Origin of the sequence: Zoogloea sp. (genome assembly GCF_017302315.1) — a bacterium.
Lineage (GTDB): Bacteria > Pseudomonadota > Gammaproteobacteria > Burkholderiales > Rhodocyclaceae > Zoogloea.
In genome coordinates this window covers 1-16982 of record NZ_JAFLDT010000048.1, presented here as the reverse complement: position 1 = coordinate 16982, position 16982 = coordinate 1, and the positions used below count along the sequence as shown (strand labels likewise).

13 protein-coding genes are annotated in these 16982 nt (G+C 64.7%); 5 read left to right on the top strand and 8 right to left on the bottom strand.

All coding sequences use genetic code 11. From position 1 onward, the window contains the following. Positions 1-342 precede the first annotated feature (342 nt). From J0L98_RS14250 to J0L98_RS14235, 4 genes are all read left to right on the top strand, one after another. The gene (locus J0L98_RS14250) at positions 343-2487 is read left to right on the top strand and encodes a type I secretion system permease/ATPase (RefSeq protein ID WP_296412437.1); all 2145 of its coding nucleotides are present in this window, start codon (positions 343-345) and stop codon (positions 2485-2487) included. Beyond that, complete coding sequence (locus J0L98_RS14245; RefSeq protein WP_296412436.1) at positions 2484-3821, top strand: HlyD family type I secretion periplasmic adaptor subunit; 1338 nt, start codon at positions 2484-2486, stop codon at positions 3819-3821. The genes J0L98_RS14250 and J0L98_RS14245 overlap by 4 nt, the downstream gene beginning before the upstream one ends. Then, a complete protein-coding gene (locus J0L98_RS14240; protein ID WP_296412435.1) occupies positions 3821-5671 on the top strand; it encodes a TolC family protein in 1851 nt (616 codons plus the stop codon). Before J0L98_RS14245 ends, J0L98_RS14240 begins: the two co-directional genes overlap by 1 nt. Positions 5672-5854: 183 nt before the next feature. Further along, a complete protein-coding gene (locus J0L98_RS14235) occupies positions 5855-6514 on the top strand; it encodes a PEP-CTERM sorting domain-containing protein (protein WP_296412434.1) in 660 nt (219 codons plus the stop codon). Between the two features lie 338 nt (positions 6515-6852). On the opposite strand, the gene ubiD is transcribed toward J0L98_RS14235, so the two are convergent. From ubiD to J0L98_RS14195, 8 genes are all read right to left on the bottom strand, one after another. Beyond that, a complete protein-coding gene (ubiD, locus tag J0L98_RS14230) occupies positions 6853-8325 on the bottom strand; it encodes a 4-hydroxy-3-polyprenylbenzoate decarboxylase (protein WP_296412433.1) in 1473 nt (490 codons plus the stop codon). A gap of 81 nt (positions 8326-8406) precedes the next feature. After that, positions 8407-9741 (bottom strand): TolC family outer membrane protein, encoded by a 1335-nt coding sequence (locus tag J0L98_RS14225; protein WP_296412432.1) that lies wholly within the window; start codon positions 9739-9741, stop codon positions 8407-8409. Between the two features lie 29 nt (positions 9742-9770). Next, positions 9771-10094 carry a rhodanese-like domain-containing protein gene (locus tag J0L98_RS14220; RefSeq protein ID WP_296412431.1) on the bottom strand — a complete coding sequence of 108 codons (324 nt, stop codon included), beginning with the start codon at positions 10092-10094 and terminating at the stop codon, positions 9771-9773. 12 nt (positions 10095-10106) lie between these two features. After that, positions 10107-10760: a protein-L-isoaspartate O-methyltransferase gene (locus J0L98_RS14215; RefSeq protein ID WP_296412430.1), complete on the bottom strand. Its 654-nt coding sequence runs from the start codon at positions 10758-10760 to the stop codon at positions 10107-10109. 81 nt (positions 10761-10841) lie between these two features. Next, positions 10842-14021 carry an efflux RND transporter permease subunit gene (locus J0L98_RS14210; RefSeq protein ID WP_296412429.1) on the bottom strand — a complete coding sequence of 1060 codons (3180 nt, stop codon included), beginning with the start codon at positions 14019-14021 and terminating at the stop codon, positions 10842-10844. Next, positions 14021-15124, bottom strand: a complete 1104-nt coding sequence (locus J0L98_RS14205) for an efflux RND transporter periplasmic adaptor subunit (protein ID WP_296412428.1) — start codon at positions 15122-15124, stop codon at positions 14021-14023. The genes J0L98_RS14210 and J0L98_RS14205 overlap by 1 nt, the downstream gene beginning before the upstream one ends. Continuing rightward, a complete protein-coding gene (locus tag J0L98_RS14200; protein ID WP_296412427.1) occupies positions 15121-15771 on the bottom strand; it encodes a TetR/AcrR family transcriptional regulator in 651 nt (216 codons plus the stop codon). Before J0L98_RS14200 ends, J0L98_RS14205 begins: the two co-directional genes overlap by 4 nt. Positions 15772-15990: 219 nt before the next feature. Continuing rightward, positions 15991-16443, bottom strand: coding sequence for a hypothetical protein (locus J0L98_RS14195; RefSeq protein ID WP_296412426.1), 453 nt, complete (start codon positions 16441-16443; stop codon positions 15991-15993). Between the two features lie 151 nt (positions 16444-16594). Here J0L98_RS14195 and J0L98_RS14190 point away from each other — a divergent pair. Further along, positions 16595-16982 (top strand): winged helix-turn-helix domain-containing protein (locus J0L98_RS14190; RefSeq protein WP_296412425.1); only part of this gene is annotated, 388 nt, incomplete at its 3' end.

Below are 16982 nucleotides of genomic sequence, written 5' to 3'. Positions count from 1 at the left end.
GAAGGAACCCACGAAATTCTCCGACAGGGAAAATTCCACACCGGCAGCACAGGAATTAACACTTTTTTTCACAATAAAAAAAACAAATTTGCATTCAGGAAACGACGGATCAGGCGCATATTAAAGACAACGTATTTGTAAAAATTGCCTATTTCTCCACAAAGCCCATTGTCACCAGCGCGCCAAGGTGCGTGATCGAGTACCTACCTCATGTCATCAAGGCAAACCCTCGTGACTTTTTTACATTTGGCATTTGCGCTCCTGTGGCACCATCGGCCTCCTGAATCATGCGAAGGCCGATTTCCGGCCTCCGCTCAGCACGACTAACCGAGCATTCTGCCCATGCGCGAAACACCCTCTTCAACCCTTGGCGAGGCATTGGTCGACGGGGTCATCGACCAGTTGATGTTCCTGGCACATTTCTTTGGCAAACGCGCCGACCCAACCCAGTTGCTGGCCGATACCCCGGTGATGGATGGCCGCATCAGCGAGGCCCACATTCACGAGTGCGCCCAGCGGGGTGGGCTGTCCCTCAGCCGCAGCAGCAAGACCCCGGCAGACTTCCGGCCATCCGAACTGCCCGCCCTGATCGTGGTCGAGGGGGGGGATCCGCTGGTGGTCCTGAGCCGCAAGGGAGAGGATTTCGAATGCGTGCAGGCGGGCATCCGGGGTAGCGTTTCACTGAGTGCCGAGCGCATCACCGCCGAGTACCCGGGGGTCAGCTACTTCGTGCGGCCGCGGGTGTTCTTCGACACCCGCAGCCTGCTCTACCATCTTCCGCGGCCGCGCCGCTGGTTCTGGGACACCCTCCTGGCCAACCGCGCCATCTACGGCTGGGCTCTGCTCGCCACGGTGTTGACCAACGTGTTCGCCGCAGTGATCCCGTTCTACACGATGTCCGTGTATGACCGTGTCGTTCCCAACAACGCCCTGGACAGCCTTTGGGTTCTGACCGGCGCGGTGGTGGTGGTGGCCCTCTTCGACCTCGTCATCAAAATGCTGCGCAGCTATCTGCTCGAGGCCGCGGCACGCAAGGCGGATGTGGCCATGTCATCCCATGTGTTCGCCCATGCCCTGCGCCTGCGGGCAGCCAGCCGTCCGGCATCCGGTGGTGTGCTGGCCAACATCGTGCGGGACTTCGAATCGGTACGTGAATTCGTCACCTCGTCCACCCTCACGATGCTGGGCGACGTGCCTTTCATGCTGTTCTTCCTGGTCCTGATCGGGCTGGTTGGGCACTGGTTGGTGATGATCCCCCTGATCATGATTCCGCTGACCATCACGGCATCATTGCTGATCCGCCGCCCCCTCATCCGCGTTCTCGGCGCCAACATGCAGGAGTCGGCCCAGCGCACGGCCCACCTGTTCGAAACCATGAACGGGGTCGACACCCTCAAGTCCCTCGGCGCGGAAGCCTGGGCCCGCCGCAAGTGGGAGATGCTGACGGTCAAGATCTCCGAAAACTCGGTGAGGATGCGGGAATGGACCTCCTTCGGGACCTATCTTTCCCTGCTGGTGACCAACCTCACCACGATCCTGATCGTGATGTTCGGCGCCCTGCTGATTGCCGAAGGCGAGCTGACCATGGGCCAGCTCATTGCCGTCTCCATGCTGACCGCCCGGGCCATCACCCCGGCCACCCAGATTGCGGCCCTGATTGTCCGCTACGAGCAGACCCGCCAAGCCCTTGATGCCCTCGACAAGATCATGGAGTCCCCCACCGACGAGAGCACCGACAGTCTGCACCTGCCGCGCATGCAGGGGCGCATCGACTTCCGGGACACGCACTTTGCCTATCCGGAGTCTCCCCCCCTGCTGAAGGGCCTGAATCTGAGCATCCGTCCCGGCGAGCGCATCGGCTTCATCGGCCGCATCGGCTCGGGCAAGAGCACCCTCTTCAAGCTGCTCCTCAATCTCTACAGCCCGGACCAGGGCAGCGTGCTGGTGGACGGCATGTCGGTCAGCCAGCTCGAACCCCAGAGCCTGCGTCGACAGGTGGGCTACGTGCCCCAGGACGTGGTGCTGTTCCACGGCGACATCCGGGAGAACATCCTGCTGGGCAACGCCCAGGCCGGCGATGCTCAGTTGCTCGAAGCCCTGCGCCTGTCCTGCCTGGACGAAACCCTGGCGCAGATGCCCCACGGCCTGGGCACCCAGGTGGGAGAGCGGGGTGATCGCCTCTCCGGCGGACAGCGCCAGGCGGTGTCGATTGCCCGGGCGCTGGTGCAGCAACCCCGCATGCTGCTCCTCGACGAGCCCTCCAGCATGATGGACCCGGGCACCGAATCCCGACTCATCGAGAACCTGCGCAGCATCAAGGGCATCACCCTGCTGCTGGTCACCCATCGCATGGCCATGCTGCCCCTGGTGGACCGACTGGTCGTCCTCGATCAGGGCCGGGTCGTTCTGGACGGCCCCCGTGCCGATGTCCTGCGCAAGCTGCAGGGTGGCCCCACCCAGGCTACACCCAAGGAATACGCCGCATGAAAGCCAACGCGCCTGCCTGCGCCCCCCGCATCGAAAGCGAACCCCTCAGCCCCCATCCCGATTTCGATCGGGGCCCCCGCCGGGCGATCCTGATCCTGCTGGGCACCACGGCCCTGTTCTTCGTGCTGCTGTTCGCGTGGATGAGCCTGGCCCGCCTCGACATTTCGGTGAACGCAATCGGTTCGGTCGTACCGTCGAGCCGGCTCCAGCAGATCCAGAGCATGGAGGGTGGCATCCTGCAGGCCCTCAACGCCCGTGAGGGCAGCGTGGTGAAGAAAGGCGACGTCCTTGCCATCGTCCAGAACCTCCAGTTCACCGCGGATCTCGGCGAGTCCCAGCAGAGCCTGTGGGGTGCCCGCGCGGCATTGGCACGGCTGGAAGCGGAAGCCCGCAATGCCGCACCGGTCTTTTCGCCCGAACTGGAGAAAAACGCCCCCGATCTCGTCCGGGAACAACGCACGCTCTGGCAGACCCGCCGCCAGGAGCGCGAAAACACCCTTGAAACCCTGTCCCGCCAACTCAACCAGCGCCAGCAGGAACTGGCGGAAGCACGTGCCCGTCACGAAGCCCTTCAGGAGGCCATCGGCCCGGCCCGCGAGGCGCTGGCAATCGAGGAAAAGCTGGCCGCGGCCGGTGCCGGCGCCCGTGCCGACCTGCTCAATGCCCAGCAACGCTACACCAGCCAGAAGGGTGAGCTGGAGACCACCCGCATTGCCATCCAACGCATCCAGGCTGCCGTTGCGGAAGCCCAGGCCCGCCATTCGGAGACCCGCTCGCGCTTTCTCACCGAGACCAGCAAGGAGAAGAACGAGATCGAACTGCGCGCGGCCACCCTGGCCGAGCAACTCACGGGGCGCAGTGACAAGGTGGCCCGGCGGGAACTCCGTGCCCCCCTCGACGGCGTGGTCAATCGGGTTCTCATCCCCACCATCGGCGGCGTGGTGAAGGCCGGCGAAAGCATCATGGAAGTCGTACCTGCCGAAGAACGGCTGCTCGTGGCGGCACGGGTCAAACCCTCGGACATTGCCTTCATCAAACCCGGCCAGGAAGCCAAGGTCCGCATCAGCGCCTATGACTCGTCCATCTTCGGCACCCTTGCCGGCGAGGTGGTGAGAGTGGGGGCCGATGCGGTGGTGGACCCGGAGCGCAAGGAGACCTTCTTTGAGGTCTTCCTCGAAACCCGCAAGAATTACCTCGGCGCCCCCTCCGAACGCCTCACCATCTCGTCGGGCATGGCTGCCGACGCAAGCATCCAGACCGGCAAGCGCACGATGATGGAGTACATGCTCAAGCCCATCGTCAAGACCTTCGACAAATCCCTGCGGGAACGCTGATGACCCTGCCCCTCCCCGCCCGCCGCCTGGCCGCCGCGCTTGCCGCCTGCGGCCTGCTGGGTACCCCGGCCCTTGCCGCCCCCCTACCCGTGGTCGTGGACAAGGTGCTGCTGCAACAGCCGAGCGTCCGTTCCGCCCAGGCCCTGCTGCGGGCCGCCGAGGCCCAGATCACCCAGGTACGGTCCGACTTTCTGCCCAGCCTCGGGCTGAGCTATCGCAGCTCCGACGCCCGCGACGAAACCCAGGGTCGCCCGGTGGACCGCAATGTGCGCCGCAGCGATGCCAGCCTGCGCTGGAACGTGTTCAATGGCGCGGCCGATACCCACCGCCTGCGTGCCGCCGGTTTTACCCGGGACGCCGCCGATGCCGACCTGGACAGCGTCCTGGAGCAGGTCGCCTTCGAGATTACCGAAGCCTATGCCGACGTGGTACGCCTGCGTCAGACGATGACCAGCCTGCAGAGCACCATCGCGCGCCAGGAAAAGGTGGAAGCCCATGTCGCCCAGCGCGTGGACGCGGGCCGTATCTCGTCGGCCGAACTGGATCTGATGCATGTGCGCCTGATCCAGAGCCGCACCCTTCTTGGCCAGCTCCGGGCCCAGCTCGGCACTGCCGAGTATCGCTACCGCCTGCTCACCGGCGAAGCCCCGGACGACCTGATCACCCCGGGCATCCGGCCCAACGATCGGGATGCGGACATGGACGCCTTGGTGGAACGCATCCATGAGCGCAATCCGCGCCTGCGCGCCGCCCTGCAACGGAGTTCGGCGCGCAAGGCCGACATCGGCGTGGCCCGGGGCAGCTTCTTCCCGGCCGTGGACCTGTCCATCAACAAACGCCTGGACAACAGCACCATACCTGTCCCGGTGTCGGACACCGACCGGGCCGCCCAGCTCCAGGTAAGTATCGACATCCCCCTGGGCGGCAAGAACATCGGCCGCCACAGTGAGGCGGTGGAGCGCCATCAGGCCGCCCAGGCCGATGCCGATGATCTGCTGCTGAAGGTATCGCGGGAGATCACCGATCTCTACCGGCAGCTCGGCGAAGCCCGCGAGATTGCCCCCCTGACGGAACGCAGGGTGATCGCAGCCCAGCGGGTCGCCGCCGCCTACGAACTGCATTTCGAAGCCGGCCGGCGCAGCCTCAACGACCTGTCCATCGCCCAGGAAGATCTCTTCAACGCCCAGCGGGCCTTGATCGAAAACCGCGCCCAGCAGACCACGCTGCAGGCCCAGCTCCTGAGCCTGGCCGGCGAACTGCGCGAGACCCTGCGTACCCGCTACCAGCCAGTACCCATCCTGCCCGAACTGTTGGGCACCACCCCCTACAACCCGGCTCTGGCAGCCGCGCCCATACCGGTCGTCGAGGCGCCCCCCGCACCGGAAATGGAACCGTCTCCCGCCATCACCTCCGCGGCTGCCGGCACATCCACCCCACCCGTGTCTGTCACGGCGAAAGAAACGGACGCTGCCGGCCCGGAACAGCGCCTCGCCGCTTGGGCCGCGGCCTGGTCAGCGGGTGATTTTTCCGCCTACCGGGACTTCTACCGACCCGACTTCCAGCCCGGCAAGGGGCGTAGCACTGCCGAGTGGGAGAACGAACGACGCCTCCGCGTGACTCAAGCCCAGTCTCCCAGCGTCCGCATCGACAAGCTGAAACTGCGCCAGCTCAACGCCGAACGCATGAGCACCCGCTTCGTCCAGCACTACAGCGCCGGCCACTACCGGGACACGGTGCACAAACAGATCGACTGGGTGAAGGTGGACGGGCAGTGGCGGATCGCTGCTGAAACCGTGCTGGCCCTCCCACCGGCCGCTCCCACCGCCTCCCAGGTCGCCACGACCCCGTAAGCGATGTCAGCGTTTTTTACAAATTTCAATCTTCTCCTCCCCACAGGATCGGCGAACTCCACCCAAACAAGTGTTTTTTATGAAAAAAATAATAATTTTTTCATAAACAAAACAGTGGCATCGTTTTTGCTGAATTTGTGAGAAACATATCTACAAGCCCGACACCACCGAAAGGATACGATCATGCGCCTGCTTGCCACCGCCCTCCTTGCAGCCCTTGCCTCCACGCCTGCACTTGCCGCGCCGGCCTACTGGACCGACTGGACCAGCACCTCCAACGTCGCCTCAGCCGTGATCGGCGACCTGATCGTCGGCAGCGCGACCGTAGGGGTCACCTTTTCGGGCGCCTACAGCTTCGCCCAGACCTCCGGGGGCACCAACTACTGGGGAAGCAACCCGGTGATCTACACCAGCCCGAGCGTGGACAACGGCCCCACGACTGCCGACATCATTGCCCTCAATGGGGGTGGCACGAAGACCATCACCTTCTCCCAGAGCGTGCACAACCCCCTGATCGGCCTGGTCAGCTGGAACAGCAACACGGTGGATTTCGGCGTTCCCATCAACGTCCTTAGCTTCGGCTGTGGCTATTGGGGCTGCGGCACGCCGGACGTCAACCCGGCCGGAACCGGCTTCGTCGGCAATGGCGAGGTCCATGGCGTGATCGAACTGGTGGGTGATTACACCTCCATCACCTTCACGGATACCAGCGAAGACTGGCACGGCATCACCGTCGGGGTGCTCGGGGTCAGCACTCCCGGCACCCAAGTCCCCGAGCCGGTCTCCCTGGCCCTGCTGGGCAGCGCCCTCGGCGCCCTCGCCCTGGCCCGCCGCAAGCGCTGAGCAGAAGACCGCCACGCACAGCAAAAAAAAGCAGCCCGCGGGCTGCTTTTTTGCTTTCGGCCTCGCCATCAATCCTCCTGCTTTCCCCAATGACCCGCGTTTGATGCGTGTCGCGCCGGGTAGCGGTGGCGTTGTTGGGGACAGCCGAAAATGCGGGCGGGGGATTCACAACGCACCTTGCAGTGCACTCCTTCACAACGCAGGCCTGCAACGGGCTATGCGTCGGTAAGTACCTGTCCGCTGACGTTGTCAGCTACAACGGGGCTTTCGAAGTAGATCACCGATGGCTCGGATCCCTGGTTGGTGAGAACGATACGGGTCAGTTCCGAAGTCACCCGTCAAAGCCCCAGCTCGCCCCACATGGCGTCCACCCGTTTCTTCACTTCCGCATCCATGACGATGGGCGTGCCCCACTCGCGCTGGGTCTCGCCCGGCCATTTGTTGGTGGCATCAAGGCCCATCTTGGAGCCCAGGCCGGCCACCGGGCTGGCGAAGTCCAGGTAGTCGATGGGGGTGTTGTCCACCAGGGTGGTGTCGCGGGTGGCGTCCATGCGGGTGGTCAGGGCCCAGATCACTTCCTTCCAGTCGCGGATGTTCACGTCGTCGTCCACCACGATGATGAATTTGGTGTACATGAACTGGCGCAGGAAGCTCCAGATGCCGAACATCACGCGCTTGGCGTGCCCCGGATACTGCTTGCGGATGCTCACCACCGCCAGGCGGTAGGAGCAGCCCTCGGGGGGCAGGTAGAAATCGACGATCTCGGTGAACTGCTTCTGCAGCAGGGGCACGAAGACTTCGTTGAGGGCCACCCCGAGCATGGCCGGCTCGTCGGGCGGCTTGCCGGTGTAGGTGCTGTGGTAGATGGGGTCGGGCCGGCTGGTGATGCGCTCGATGGTGAACACCGGAAACTGCGACTGCTCGTTGTAGTAGCCGGTGTGATCGCCATAGGGCCCCTCCAGGGCCATTTCACCCGGGTGGATCACACCCTCCAGTACGATCTCGGCCGACGCCGGCACCTGCAGGTCGGAGCCGATGCACTTGACCAGCTCGGTCTTGGCGCCGCGCAACAGGCCGGCGAACTGGTATTCGGAGAGGGAGTCCGGCACCGGCGTGACGGCGCCGAGAATGGTGGCCGGGTCGCAGCCCAGCACCACGGCCACCGGGAAAGGCTTGCCCGGGTTGGCCTTCTGAAACTCGAGAAAATCCAGCGCACCGCCCCGGTGGGCCAGCCAGCGCATGATCACCTTGTTGGGGCCGAGCACCTGCTGGCGGTAGATGCCCAGATTCTGGCGGGTCTTGTTGGGGCCGCGGGTCACCACCAGGCCCCAGGTGATCAGGGGCGCCACATCGCCGGGCCAGCAGTGCTGGATGGGCAGGCTGGCGAGGTCCACATCCTTGCCCTCCTTCACCACCTGCTGGCAGGGTCCGGACGACACCACCTTGGGCGACATGTTGAGCACCTGCTTGAACATGGGCAGCTTGTCCCAGGCGTCCTTGAGACCCTTGGGTGGCTCCGGTTCCTTGAGGAATGACAGCAGCTTGCCCACCTCGCGCAGGGCGCCCTGCCAGTCATCACCGCTCACACCCATGCCCAGCGCCACCCGCTGCGGGGTGCCGAAGAGGTTGGCCAGCACCGGGACGGAATGCCCCTTGGGCCGCTCGAAGAGGATCGCCGGGCCACCGGCGCGCAGCACCCGGTCGCAGATTTCGGTCATCTCCAGATGAGGATCGACCTCGACGGAAATCCGCTTGAGTTCCCCCAGGCGTTCCAGTTGAAAGATGAAGTCACGGAGGTCGGTGTAGCGCATGGAAGGCTGGCAGTCGAAAAGTCGGGATGGAAGAAAAAGGGGCTGCAAGCGCAGCCCCATAACCTTAACTTGAATCCGGCCTCAATCAAGCAGACCGTTGATCGCCTTGATGTCGTCCTCACCCAGGGTGCCGGCGGAGGCCTTGAGCTTGAGCTGGGCCATCAGGGTGTCGTAGCGGGCCTTGGCCAGTTTCTGGCGGGTGTCGTAAAGCTGGCTCTGGGCGTTGAGCACGTCGATGTTGATGCGCACCCCCACGTCGTAGCCCAGCTTGTTGGCATCCAGGGCCGAGGCGGAAGACACCTGGGCTGCCTCGAAGGCCTTCACTTGGGCCAAGCCACTGGTGACGCCGAGGTAGGCCTGCCGGGCATTCTGGGCCGAGTTGCGGCGGGCGTTGTCGAGATCCGCCGAGGCCTTGTCGCGCAGGGCCGCAGCCTCGCGCACGCGGGAATTGACGGCGCCGCCCTGGAAGACGGGCACGTTTACCTGCAGCGCGACCACGGCCGAGCGGATGTCGGTATTGATGAAGTTGGCCAGGGCGTTGGCCGTGGCGCTGTTGCCGTAGGAGGCCACCACATCGACGGTGGGCAGATGCCCGGCCCGGTTGCGCTCGACTTCACGGCCGGCGATCTCGCCGGCAATCTGGGCCGCCTGCACCGAAAGGTTGCTGCCCTCGGCGGCACTCACCCACGCCTGGATGTCGGCCGGCTCGGGGCGGCTGAGGGCCACCCCCTTGCGCAGCCCCTTGAGGGTATCGGGCTCCTTGCCGGTGAGCACCAGCAGCGCATGGCGCTTGACCGCCAGATCGCTCTCGGCGGCAATCACCTGGGCAGAAGACAGATCGGCACGGGACTGGGCTTCGTGCACATCGGTGATGGTCACAGTGCCGACTTCGAAACTCTTCTTCGCCAAGGCCAGCTGCTGGGTGTTGGCTTCATAGAGGGCGCTGACGGCGGCCAGGGTGTCCTGGGCGCCCAACACGTCGAAATAGGCCTGGGCGGCGCGCAAGGTCAGATCTTGTCGGGCAAGCTGGTACTGGGCTTCGGCGAGCGTGGACTGCAGCTCCCCCTGCTTGTATTGAACCCAGTTCTGCCAGCGGAACAGGGGCTGGGTTAGCTGGGCCTGCCAGCCATTGCTGTTATAGCCCCGGGAAACGTCGGGATTGAGATGCTTCAGGGTGAGATCGTTCCACGTGGTATTGCCTGTCACCGACAGGGAAGGCAGCAGCAGCGCCCGCCCCTGGGGCAGCTTCTCGAGACCGGCCTCGCGGGAGGCGCGGGCCGAGGCCAGGGCCGCGTCGTAGGCCAGCGCATCGCGATAGACCTGCTCCAGGTCTGCCGCCGCCGCACGGGCTGCCGTCAGGCCCGCGGCCAACGCCAGTGCGATTGCCAGTGCCACAGGTCGCGCAATCCGTCTCATCAGGTTCTCCGTCCGTTCATTCGGGTACATCAGTACTGGGGCATGGACGGATCCACCTGGGCCGCCCACTGGGCCACCCCGCCGGCCAGATTGATCAAGTTGGAGAAGCCCTGGCGCTCCAGGAACATGGCCACTTGCATGCTGCGCCCACCGTGATGGCAGATCACCACGATCTCGGCGTCCGGCTCAAGCTCCTGCACACGCGCAGGCACACTGGCCATGGGCATGGGGATGGAACCGGGAATGGCGCAATGCGCGAACTCGACGGGCTCGCGGACATCGAGCAGGACGGGGGCCGCGCGGCCCTCGTCCTTGAGCCAGGCGGCCAGCTCCGTGGGGGTGATCTGCTTCATGGACTCAGTCGCTCAGAACCTGAACTCACTCTTGCGCGGTGCATTGCGCATCATGGGCACGGCATTTTCAAAAAGGGATTCGGTACGGTACTGCCCGTCGGCCACGCAGGTGACCAGCTGGGCGGTCATCAGACGCTCGTCACCGACGAAGGCAAACAGGCGCCCCCCTACCTTGACCTGCTGCAGCAGGGATTCGGGAATCTGCGGCACGCCACCGGACACCACTATCAGATCGTAGGGCGCATTGCTGGGCCAGCCACAGATGGCATCGCCTTCTTCGACGATGACGTTTTCAACGCCGTAGCGCTTGAGGTTGTCGTGGGCCATGTTGACCATGGCCGGTTCGATATCGACGGTACGCACCCAGTCGGCCTTGGCAGCCATCAGGGCCGCGAAGTAACCGGAACCTGCACCCACTTCAAGCACCTTGTCGGAACGCTTCACCTGGATGGCCTGCAGGATCTTCCCTTCGATGACCGGCACCAGCATGCTGGCACCATGGCCCAGGGGGATTTCGGCCTCGGACAGGGCCAGGGACTTGTAGGCCTCCGGCACGAACTCCTCGCGGCGGATGCTCATCAGCAAGTCGAGCACCCCGAAATCCAGCACCTCCCAGGGGCGGATCTGCTGCTCGACCATGTTGTACCGTGCTTGTTCGAAATTCATTGTGTGACTCCCGGATATATATTAGCACAAGCTAATATTGATGATCTGCATGCCTGAGCGATTGCCAAAAACTTTCGAATTTTAGCTTACTTGAGCGGGGCTTAGATCATTCACGTCGTCCTTACTGTCCGGTTCACGCCGCACCCGGTACCAGGCGGCATAAAGGGCGGGCACAAACAACAGGGTCAGCAGGGTCGCCACGATCAGCCCGCCCATGATGGCTACCGCCATGGGCCCAAAGAACGCACTGCGGGTCAGGGGAATCATCGCGAGCACAGCCGCTGCCGCAGTCAGGGCAATGGGGCGCAGTCGACGTACGGCGGATTCGACAATGGCATCCCACACGCTGAGACCTCGCTCCACGTCCTGTTCGATCTGATCCACGAGGATCACCGAATTGCGCATGATCATGCCGAACAGCGCAATGGTGCCGAGCATGGCCACGAAGCCGAAGGGCTTGTTGAAGAGCAACAGGAAGAGCACCACCCCGATGAGCCCCAGAGGCGCCGTGAGCACCACCATGGTGGTACGCGAGAAACTCCCCAGCTGCACCATCAGCACGGTCAGCACCACGGCAAAGAACAAGGGAAAGCCGGCGTTCACCGAACTCTGCCCCTTGGCACTCTCCTCCACAGCCCCCCCGGTTTCGATGCGGTAGCCGGCCGGCAGACGGGCCCGGATTGGCTCCAGCAAGGGTAGAACCTGGGCCGTGACGGTCGGCGCCTGGATGCGGCCATCGTAGATCTGACCACGCACCGAGATGCTCGGCTCCCGGTTGCGACGCCACACCAGACCATGCTCGAACGCATAGCTCACGCTGGCCACCTGACCGAGGGGCACCGACTTGCCGGCCCGGGTGGGGATGGACAGCTCGCTGATCAGCGACAGTTTGTCCCGCTCCACGGCATCGGCCCGCAGCACCACGTCGATGGATTCGATGCCTTCCCGGTAACTGGTGGCCGCCAGACCGCGCAGGGAGGTATTGAGGAAGTTCGCCACGTCTTGGGTGGTCAGGCCCAGCAGGCGAGCCTTGTGCTGATCCACCTCCACCTTGAGCACCTTGGACTGCTCGTTCCAGTCCATCTGCACATCCGACAGGTGGGGGTTGCCGCGCATCACACCCGCAATCTCTTCGGCATGCCGGCGCACCGTGGGGATGTCCGGGCCGCTGATCCGGAACTGCACCGGGAAGCCCACCGGCGGGCCGTTCTCCAGGCGATTGATGCTGGCCCGCAGATTGGGGAAGTCCTGCTTGAAGAGGGCGATCATGCGCTCGCGCAGGGCCTCCCGGGCGGTCACGCTCTCGGTGAGGATCACGAACTGAGCAAAATTGGCGGCGGGCAGTTGCTGGTCCAGGGGCAGGTAGAAGCGCGGGCTGCCGGTACCCACGTAGGCCACGTAATTGGAGATGCCCTCCTCTTTGTTGAGGATGGTTTCCAGTCGTTCCGCCTCCGCCTGGGTGGCGCGCAGGCTGGAGCCTTCCGGCAGGCGCAGATCGATCAACAGCTCAAGTCGCGTCGAACTCGGGAAGAACTGCTGCTGCACCGCACCGAAGCCCGCCATGGCAGTGACGAAGATCCCCAGTGTGCTGCCGATCACCAGCCAGCGCCGCCGCACGCAGGCATCCACCAACTTGCGGAAGCGGTTATAGAACGGGGTGCGGAACACCGCATCCTCATCCCCCTCTTCCACATGGGGGTCGCCCAGCCCGATGCGATCCTTGAAGGCATCCAGGCGCGGAAAGCGGGTGGAAAACCAGCTCGGCTTCTTCGGCCCGCGGGGGTCGGGCAGGAGCACGTAGCCCAGGTAGGGCACCACCACCACCGCCGCCAGCCACGAGGCCAGCAGTGCAATGGCGTTCACCTGAAAGATCGAGCGCGTGTATTCGCCGGTGGATGACTGGGCCGTGGCAATGGGCAGAAAACCGGCCACGGTGATCAGGGTGCCGGAGAGCATCGGCCCGGCGGTGCTGGTATAGGCAAAGGCTGCCGCCTTGGACCGCTCCCAGCCCTGCTCCATCTTCACCAGCATCATCTCGACGGCAATGATGGCATCGTCCACCAGCAGCCCGAGGGCAAGAATCAAGGCGCCCAGGGAGATCTTGTGCAGGCCCACGTCAAACAGACGCATGCCGAAGAAGGTCACCCCGAGCACCAGGGGAATCGACAGCGCCACCACCAGCCCCGTGCGCAGGCCGAGGGAGAAGAAGCACACTACCAGCACGATGATCACCGCCTCGGCCAGGGAGCGGACAAATTCGCTGATGGAGCGCTGCACGGCAGCGGGCTGGCTGGCTACCTCCACCAGATCCATGCCGACCGGCAAGCGTGCCTGGATGCCCGCCGCGGTGCTCTTGAGGTCGCGGCCGAGGGCGATGATGTCGCCCCCCTTGGCCATGGACACGCCCAGGCCCAGGGCGTCCTGCCCGCGGAAGCGGAAGCGTGGGGCGGGAGGCTCCACGAAACCGCGGGCCACGGTGGCGATGTCGCCGATGCGGAACTCCCGGCCACCGGCCCGGATGCGCGTCTCGCGGATCGCCTCCACCGTATCGTAGGCCCCGCTGGGCCGCAGGTAGATGCGCTCGTCCCGGGTCTCGAAGTACCCGCCGGGCGCCACCGCATTCTGACGTGCCAGGGCGTCGGTGACCGTCTGCACGTCCAGCCCCAGGGTCGCCAGCTTGGTGTTGGACAACTCCACGTAGATGCGTTGTTCCTGCTCACCGATCAGGTCCACCTTGGCCACGCCGGGCACCCGCAGCAGCTCGGCACGGATGCGGTCGCTCTCGGCCTTCAGCTGCGCATAGTTGAATCCATCACCCGTCAGGGCGTAGATGTTGCCGAAAACATCGCCGAACTCATCGTTGAAGTACGGTCCCCGGATGCTGCCGGGCAGGGTGCCCTTGATGTCGCCGATCTTCTTGCGTACCTGATAGAAGACCTCCGGCACTTCCCGGGCCGGGGTCGAATCCTTGGCGACAAAAAGCACCACCGACTCGCCGGGGCGCGAATAGCTGCGGATGGTGTCCACATAGGGCACTTCCTGCAGCTTTTTCTCGATGCGGTCGGTGAGTTGCTCTTCCACCTCCCGGGCCGAGGCGCCGGGCCAGTCCGTACGCACCACCATCACTTTGAAGGTGAAGGGCGGATCCTCCGACTGGCCGAGCTTCTGGTAGGACAGCACCCCCACCAGGGCGAGGGCCACGATCAGGTAACGGACGAGGGGCTGGTGGCGCAAGGCCCATTCGGAGAGGTTGAAGCGCATCACCCCTGCCCCCCGGCCGCCGGTACACCCGCCGCCATGGCACGCAGGGGCTGTCCGGCAACGATCTTGTGCACACCGGCGGCGGCGATCCGCTCACCCGGCTTCAAGCCATCGGCAATCAACACCCCGTCTTCGCGGAACTGACGCACCTTTACCGGACGCAACAGCGGCTTGAGCAGATCGCCCTCCGCCACCAGCACCCACACGGCGCTGCCGCCCTGGTGCTCGAACACGGCGCTGGCCGGCACCAGCAGAGCGCCGGTCGCCGCCGCGGCATCGGGCAGGATGACGTTGGCCGTCATGCCCAGCTGCACTGCCGGGCTGGTGTCAAGTATCGTCACCCGCACCGCGTAGGTCCGGGTCGCGGCATCGGCACTGGGCGCGATCTCCCGCACTCGCCCCCTGAGCGCCACGTTGGGCGCCGACCATAGGCGCACCTCCACCGAGCCGGCCTTGCGCAGATCGGCCACACGACTCTCCGGCACGGCTATCAGCACTTCCCGCTCGCCGTCCCGGGCAAGATGCATCACCGGGGCGGAGTCCTTCACCACCTGCCCGACTTCGGCCGCCACCGCCGTGATCACCCCGGGCTGATCGGCCGTCAGGGTGGTGTAGTCCTTCTGGTTGCCGGCCACCGAGGCCTGGGCCCGGGCCTGCTCGACCCGCGCCGACGCCGACTTGAACGCCGATTCCTTGGCATCCAGCACACTGCGGCTGACGAAGTTCTTGCCCACCAGATCCCGGTAACGTTCGACCTCGGCCTTCGCAAAGGCATATTCGTTCTGCGCCGCCGCCAGCTGGGCCCGGGAGGCCTCGGCATTGAGCCCCGCATCGGTCGGGTCAAGCCGCGCCAGGACCTGCCCCGGCTTGACCACCGCCCCCACGTCCACCCGCCGCTCGACAACCTTGCCGCCGATGCGGAAGGCAAGGTCCGACTCATAGCGGGCCCGCACCTCACCCGCATACAGGGCACCCGCCGCGACCGGAGCCAAAGCCAGGGTATGGACCACCACCGGGCGGGGAGGCTCGGCCACCGGCTCGGGTTTCGAACAAGCGGCCAGCACGGCCACGACGAGAACGCTGGCAAGCAAGGGGCGATTCATGGGCGTGACTCCTGCACAGGGGCAGCCCGCAGGCCGCGAAAGATCATTTCGAAATAAGTCGGGAAATAGCTGTCGGGAAGACTGCGGGTCTCGTCGCAGCAGGACATGGAGTTCTTCCAGACGGCCTGCATCAGCAAGGGAAAGAACACCAACTGGCGCACCGTCTCCACATCCATGTCTCGAAACACGCCACGCTCGACGCCGATTGCGTAAGCTCTGCCGAGCAGGGCCATCCAGCGCACGATCACCGCATCGTGGTGATAGCGGGCCACCTCGGGGAAGTTGCCAGCCTCGGAGATCATCAGCTTGCAGATCCCCCCGAGGTCGGTGGACCCCACCTTGTCCCACCAGCCCTGCAGGATCTCCCGCAGCAGTCGTTCGGGGTCGTCCTGCAGGGTTTCCAGCTTGGCCTCGAACTCCTCGAAGAGCGGGACCACGCCCTCTTCAATCACGGCCTTGAAAAGCGCATCCTTGCTGTCGAAGTAGAGGTAGAGCGTGCCCTTGGAGACCCCGGCGCGGGCCGCCACCTCGTCCAGACGGGTAGCGGCAAACCCCTTCTCGATGAACAAGGACAGGGCTGCGGCGGCAAGCTCGGCCGGGCGGGCCTCCTTGCGACGCTGACGACGAACGACTTCGAGGGGACTCATGGTGGCTCACCACACTAATAACTGACTGGTCAGTAATTTAGTAAATGGTTTGCCCGATGTAAACCCATCCCCGAAAACTTTTTTACCGGCAGACTGGCCGCCACAAGCACCCTGCGCTTGCGAAGAAATCCTGCTGGGTATTTCGAGTTCGCCCGGACAAGCTCAACCATGAGATGGTCCGACGCGCATCGCAGCGAAGAAATCGGGCCGCGCAGGCGCTCAACGCAGACTGACCCGTGTCCCGGCAGGCACCAGGAAAGCCGCCCCCAGAAGCGCCTCGTATCGCCGATTGCCGCTCGTCACCAATGGCCGCCCCCCCGTTGGGGCCTGCAAGCCCTCCGGACGGACGCCTTCAGGCATGCGCCAGCGCTCCACGAGGCGGCCACTATAGGCATCGTGCACGTCCAGCCCACGCTCCCCCAATACCCATACGTGCCGCCCCTCCCGCTGCAGGTGCACCGCCAGCACTCGCCCGCGTCCCGCCGTGCGAAGGGTCGCCAGGGGTGTCACTCCGCGACTCAGATCGAGCACCTGCACCGCACGGCCCTCTGCCTGGGTGACGAGCACCCACTTCAGATCAGGCACCTCAAGCAAGACATCCGCCGCCAAGACAGCACCGGCAGTCAGGCCCGGCACAAGCACGAAAAGGCAATGACAGAGGTATCGGAACATGACGGAACTCCCCGCGGGCAACTTGACGAGACCTGACAGTAGCGGACAATTCCACACCTACACATATACACTTATCAGACAAAGCATTCTTCCGTACCGGCCACCTCAACCCGATTGGCCCGGCCCCCCGACCAATACACCAGAGCACCCCATGCTGCAGATCGTCCTCTCCGCCGACAGTCCGACCCCCTTGGTGGACCAGATCGTCACCGCCATCCGCACGCGCATCGACGACCGTATCCTGCGCCCGGGAGCACGATTGCCGCCCATCCGGCAATTCGCCGAACAGTACGGCGTATCCCGTTTTACGGTGGTCGAGGCCTACGACCGACTGGTTGCCCTTGGGCACCTGCAATCCCGCCGGGGCTCGGGCTTCTACGTGGCGAACCGCCCGCTCCCCGTCCGTGCAGCCCAGTCGAGCGACACCATTGAGAGGACCATCGACGCCGCCTGGCTGATGCGCGAGATGGCCCAGGATGGCCCCGACCGAATCCTAGCCGGCGCCGGCAGCCTGCCCGCCGAGTGGCTCGACGAGGCCG

What these genes read in the sequence shown, in the direction of transcription:
- J0L98_RS14205 (WP_296412428.1), bottom strand. Translation starts at nt 15,124, where the DNA reads ATGAATCGCCCCTTGCTTGCCAGCGTTCTCGTCGTGGCCGTGCTGGCC.
- J0L98_RS14250 (WP_296412437.1), top strand. Translation starts at nt 343, where the DNA reads ATGCGCGAAACACCCTCTTCAACCCTTGGCGAGGCATTGGTCGACGGG.
- J0L98_RS14215 (WP_296412430.1), bottom strand. Translation starts at nt 10,760, where the DNA reads ATGAATTTCGAACAAGCACGGTACAACATGGTCGAGCAGCAGATCCGC.
- J0L98_RS14240 (WP_296412435.1), top strand. Translation starts at nt 3,821, where the DNA reads ATGACCCTGCCCCTCCCCGCCCGCCGCCTGGCCGCCGCGCTTGCCGCC.
- J0L98_RS14195 (WP_296412426.1), bottom strand. Translation starts at nt 16,443, where the DNA reads ATGTTCCGATACCTCTGTCATTGCCTTTTCGTGCTTGTGCCGGGCCTG.
- ubiD (WP_296412433.1), bottom strand. Translation starts at nt 8,325, where the DNA reads ATGCGCTACACCGACCTCCGTGACTTCATCTTTCAACTGGAACGCCTG.
- J0L98_RS14245 (WP_296412436.1), top strand. Translation starts at nt 2,484, where the DNA reads ATGAAAGCCAACGCGCCTGCCTGCGCCCCCCGCATCGAAAGCGAACCC.
- J0L98_RS14220 (WP_296412431.1), bottom strand. Translation starts at nt 10,094, where the DNA reads ATGAAGCAGATCACCCCCACGGAGCTGGCCGCCTGGCTCAAGGACGAG.
- J0L98_RS14210 (WP_296412429.1), bottom strand. Translation starts at nt 14,021, where the DNA reads ATGCGCTTCAACCTCTCCGAATGGGCCTTGCGCCACCAGCCCCTCGTC.
- J0L98_RS14235 (WP_296412434.1), top strand. Translation starts at nt 5,855, where the DNA reads ATGCGCCTGCTTGCCACCGCCCTCCTTGCAGCCCTTGCCTCCACGCCT.
- J0L98_RS14200 (WP_296412427.1), bottom strand. Translation starts at nt 15,771, where the DNA reads ATGAGTCCCCTCGAAGTCGTTCGTCGTCAGCGTCGCAAGGAGGCCCGC.
- J0L98_RS14225 (WP_296412432.1), bottom strand. Translation starts at nt 9,741, where the DNA reads ATGAGACGGATTGCGCGACCTGTGGCACTGGCAATCGCACTGGCGTTG.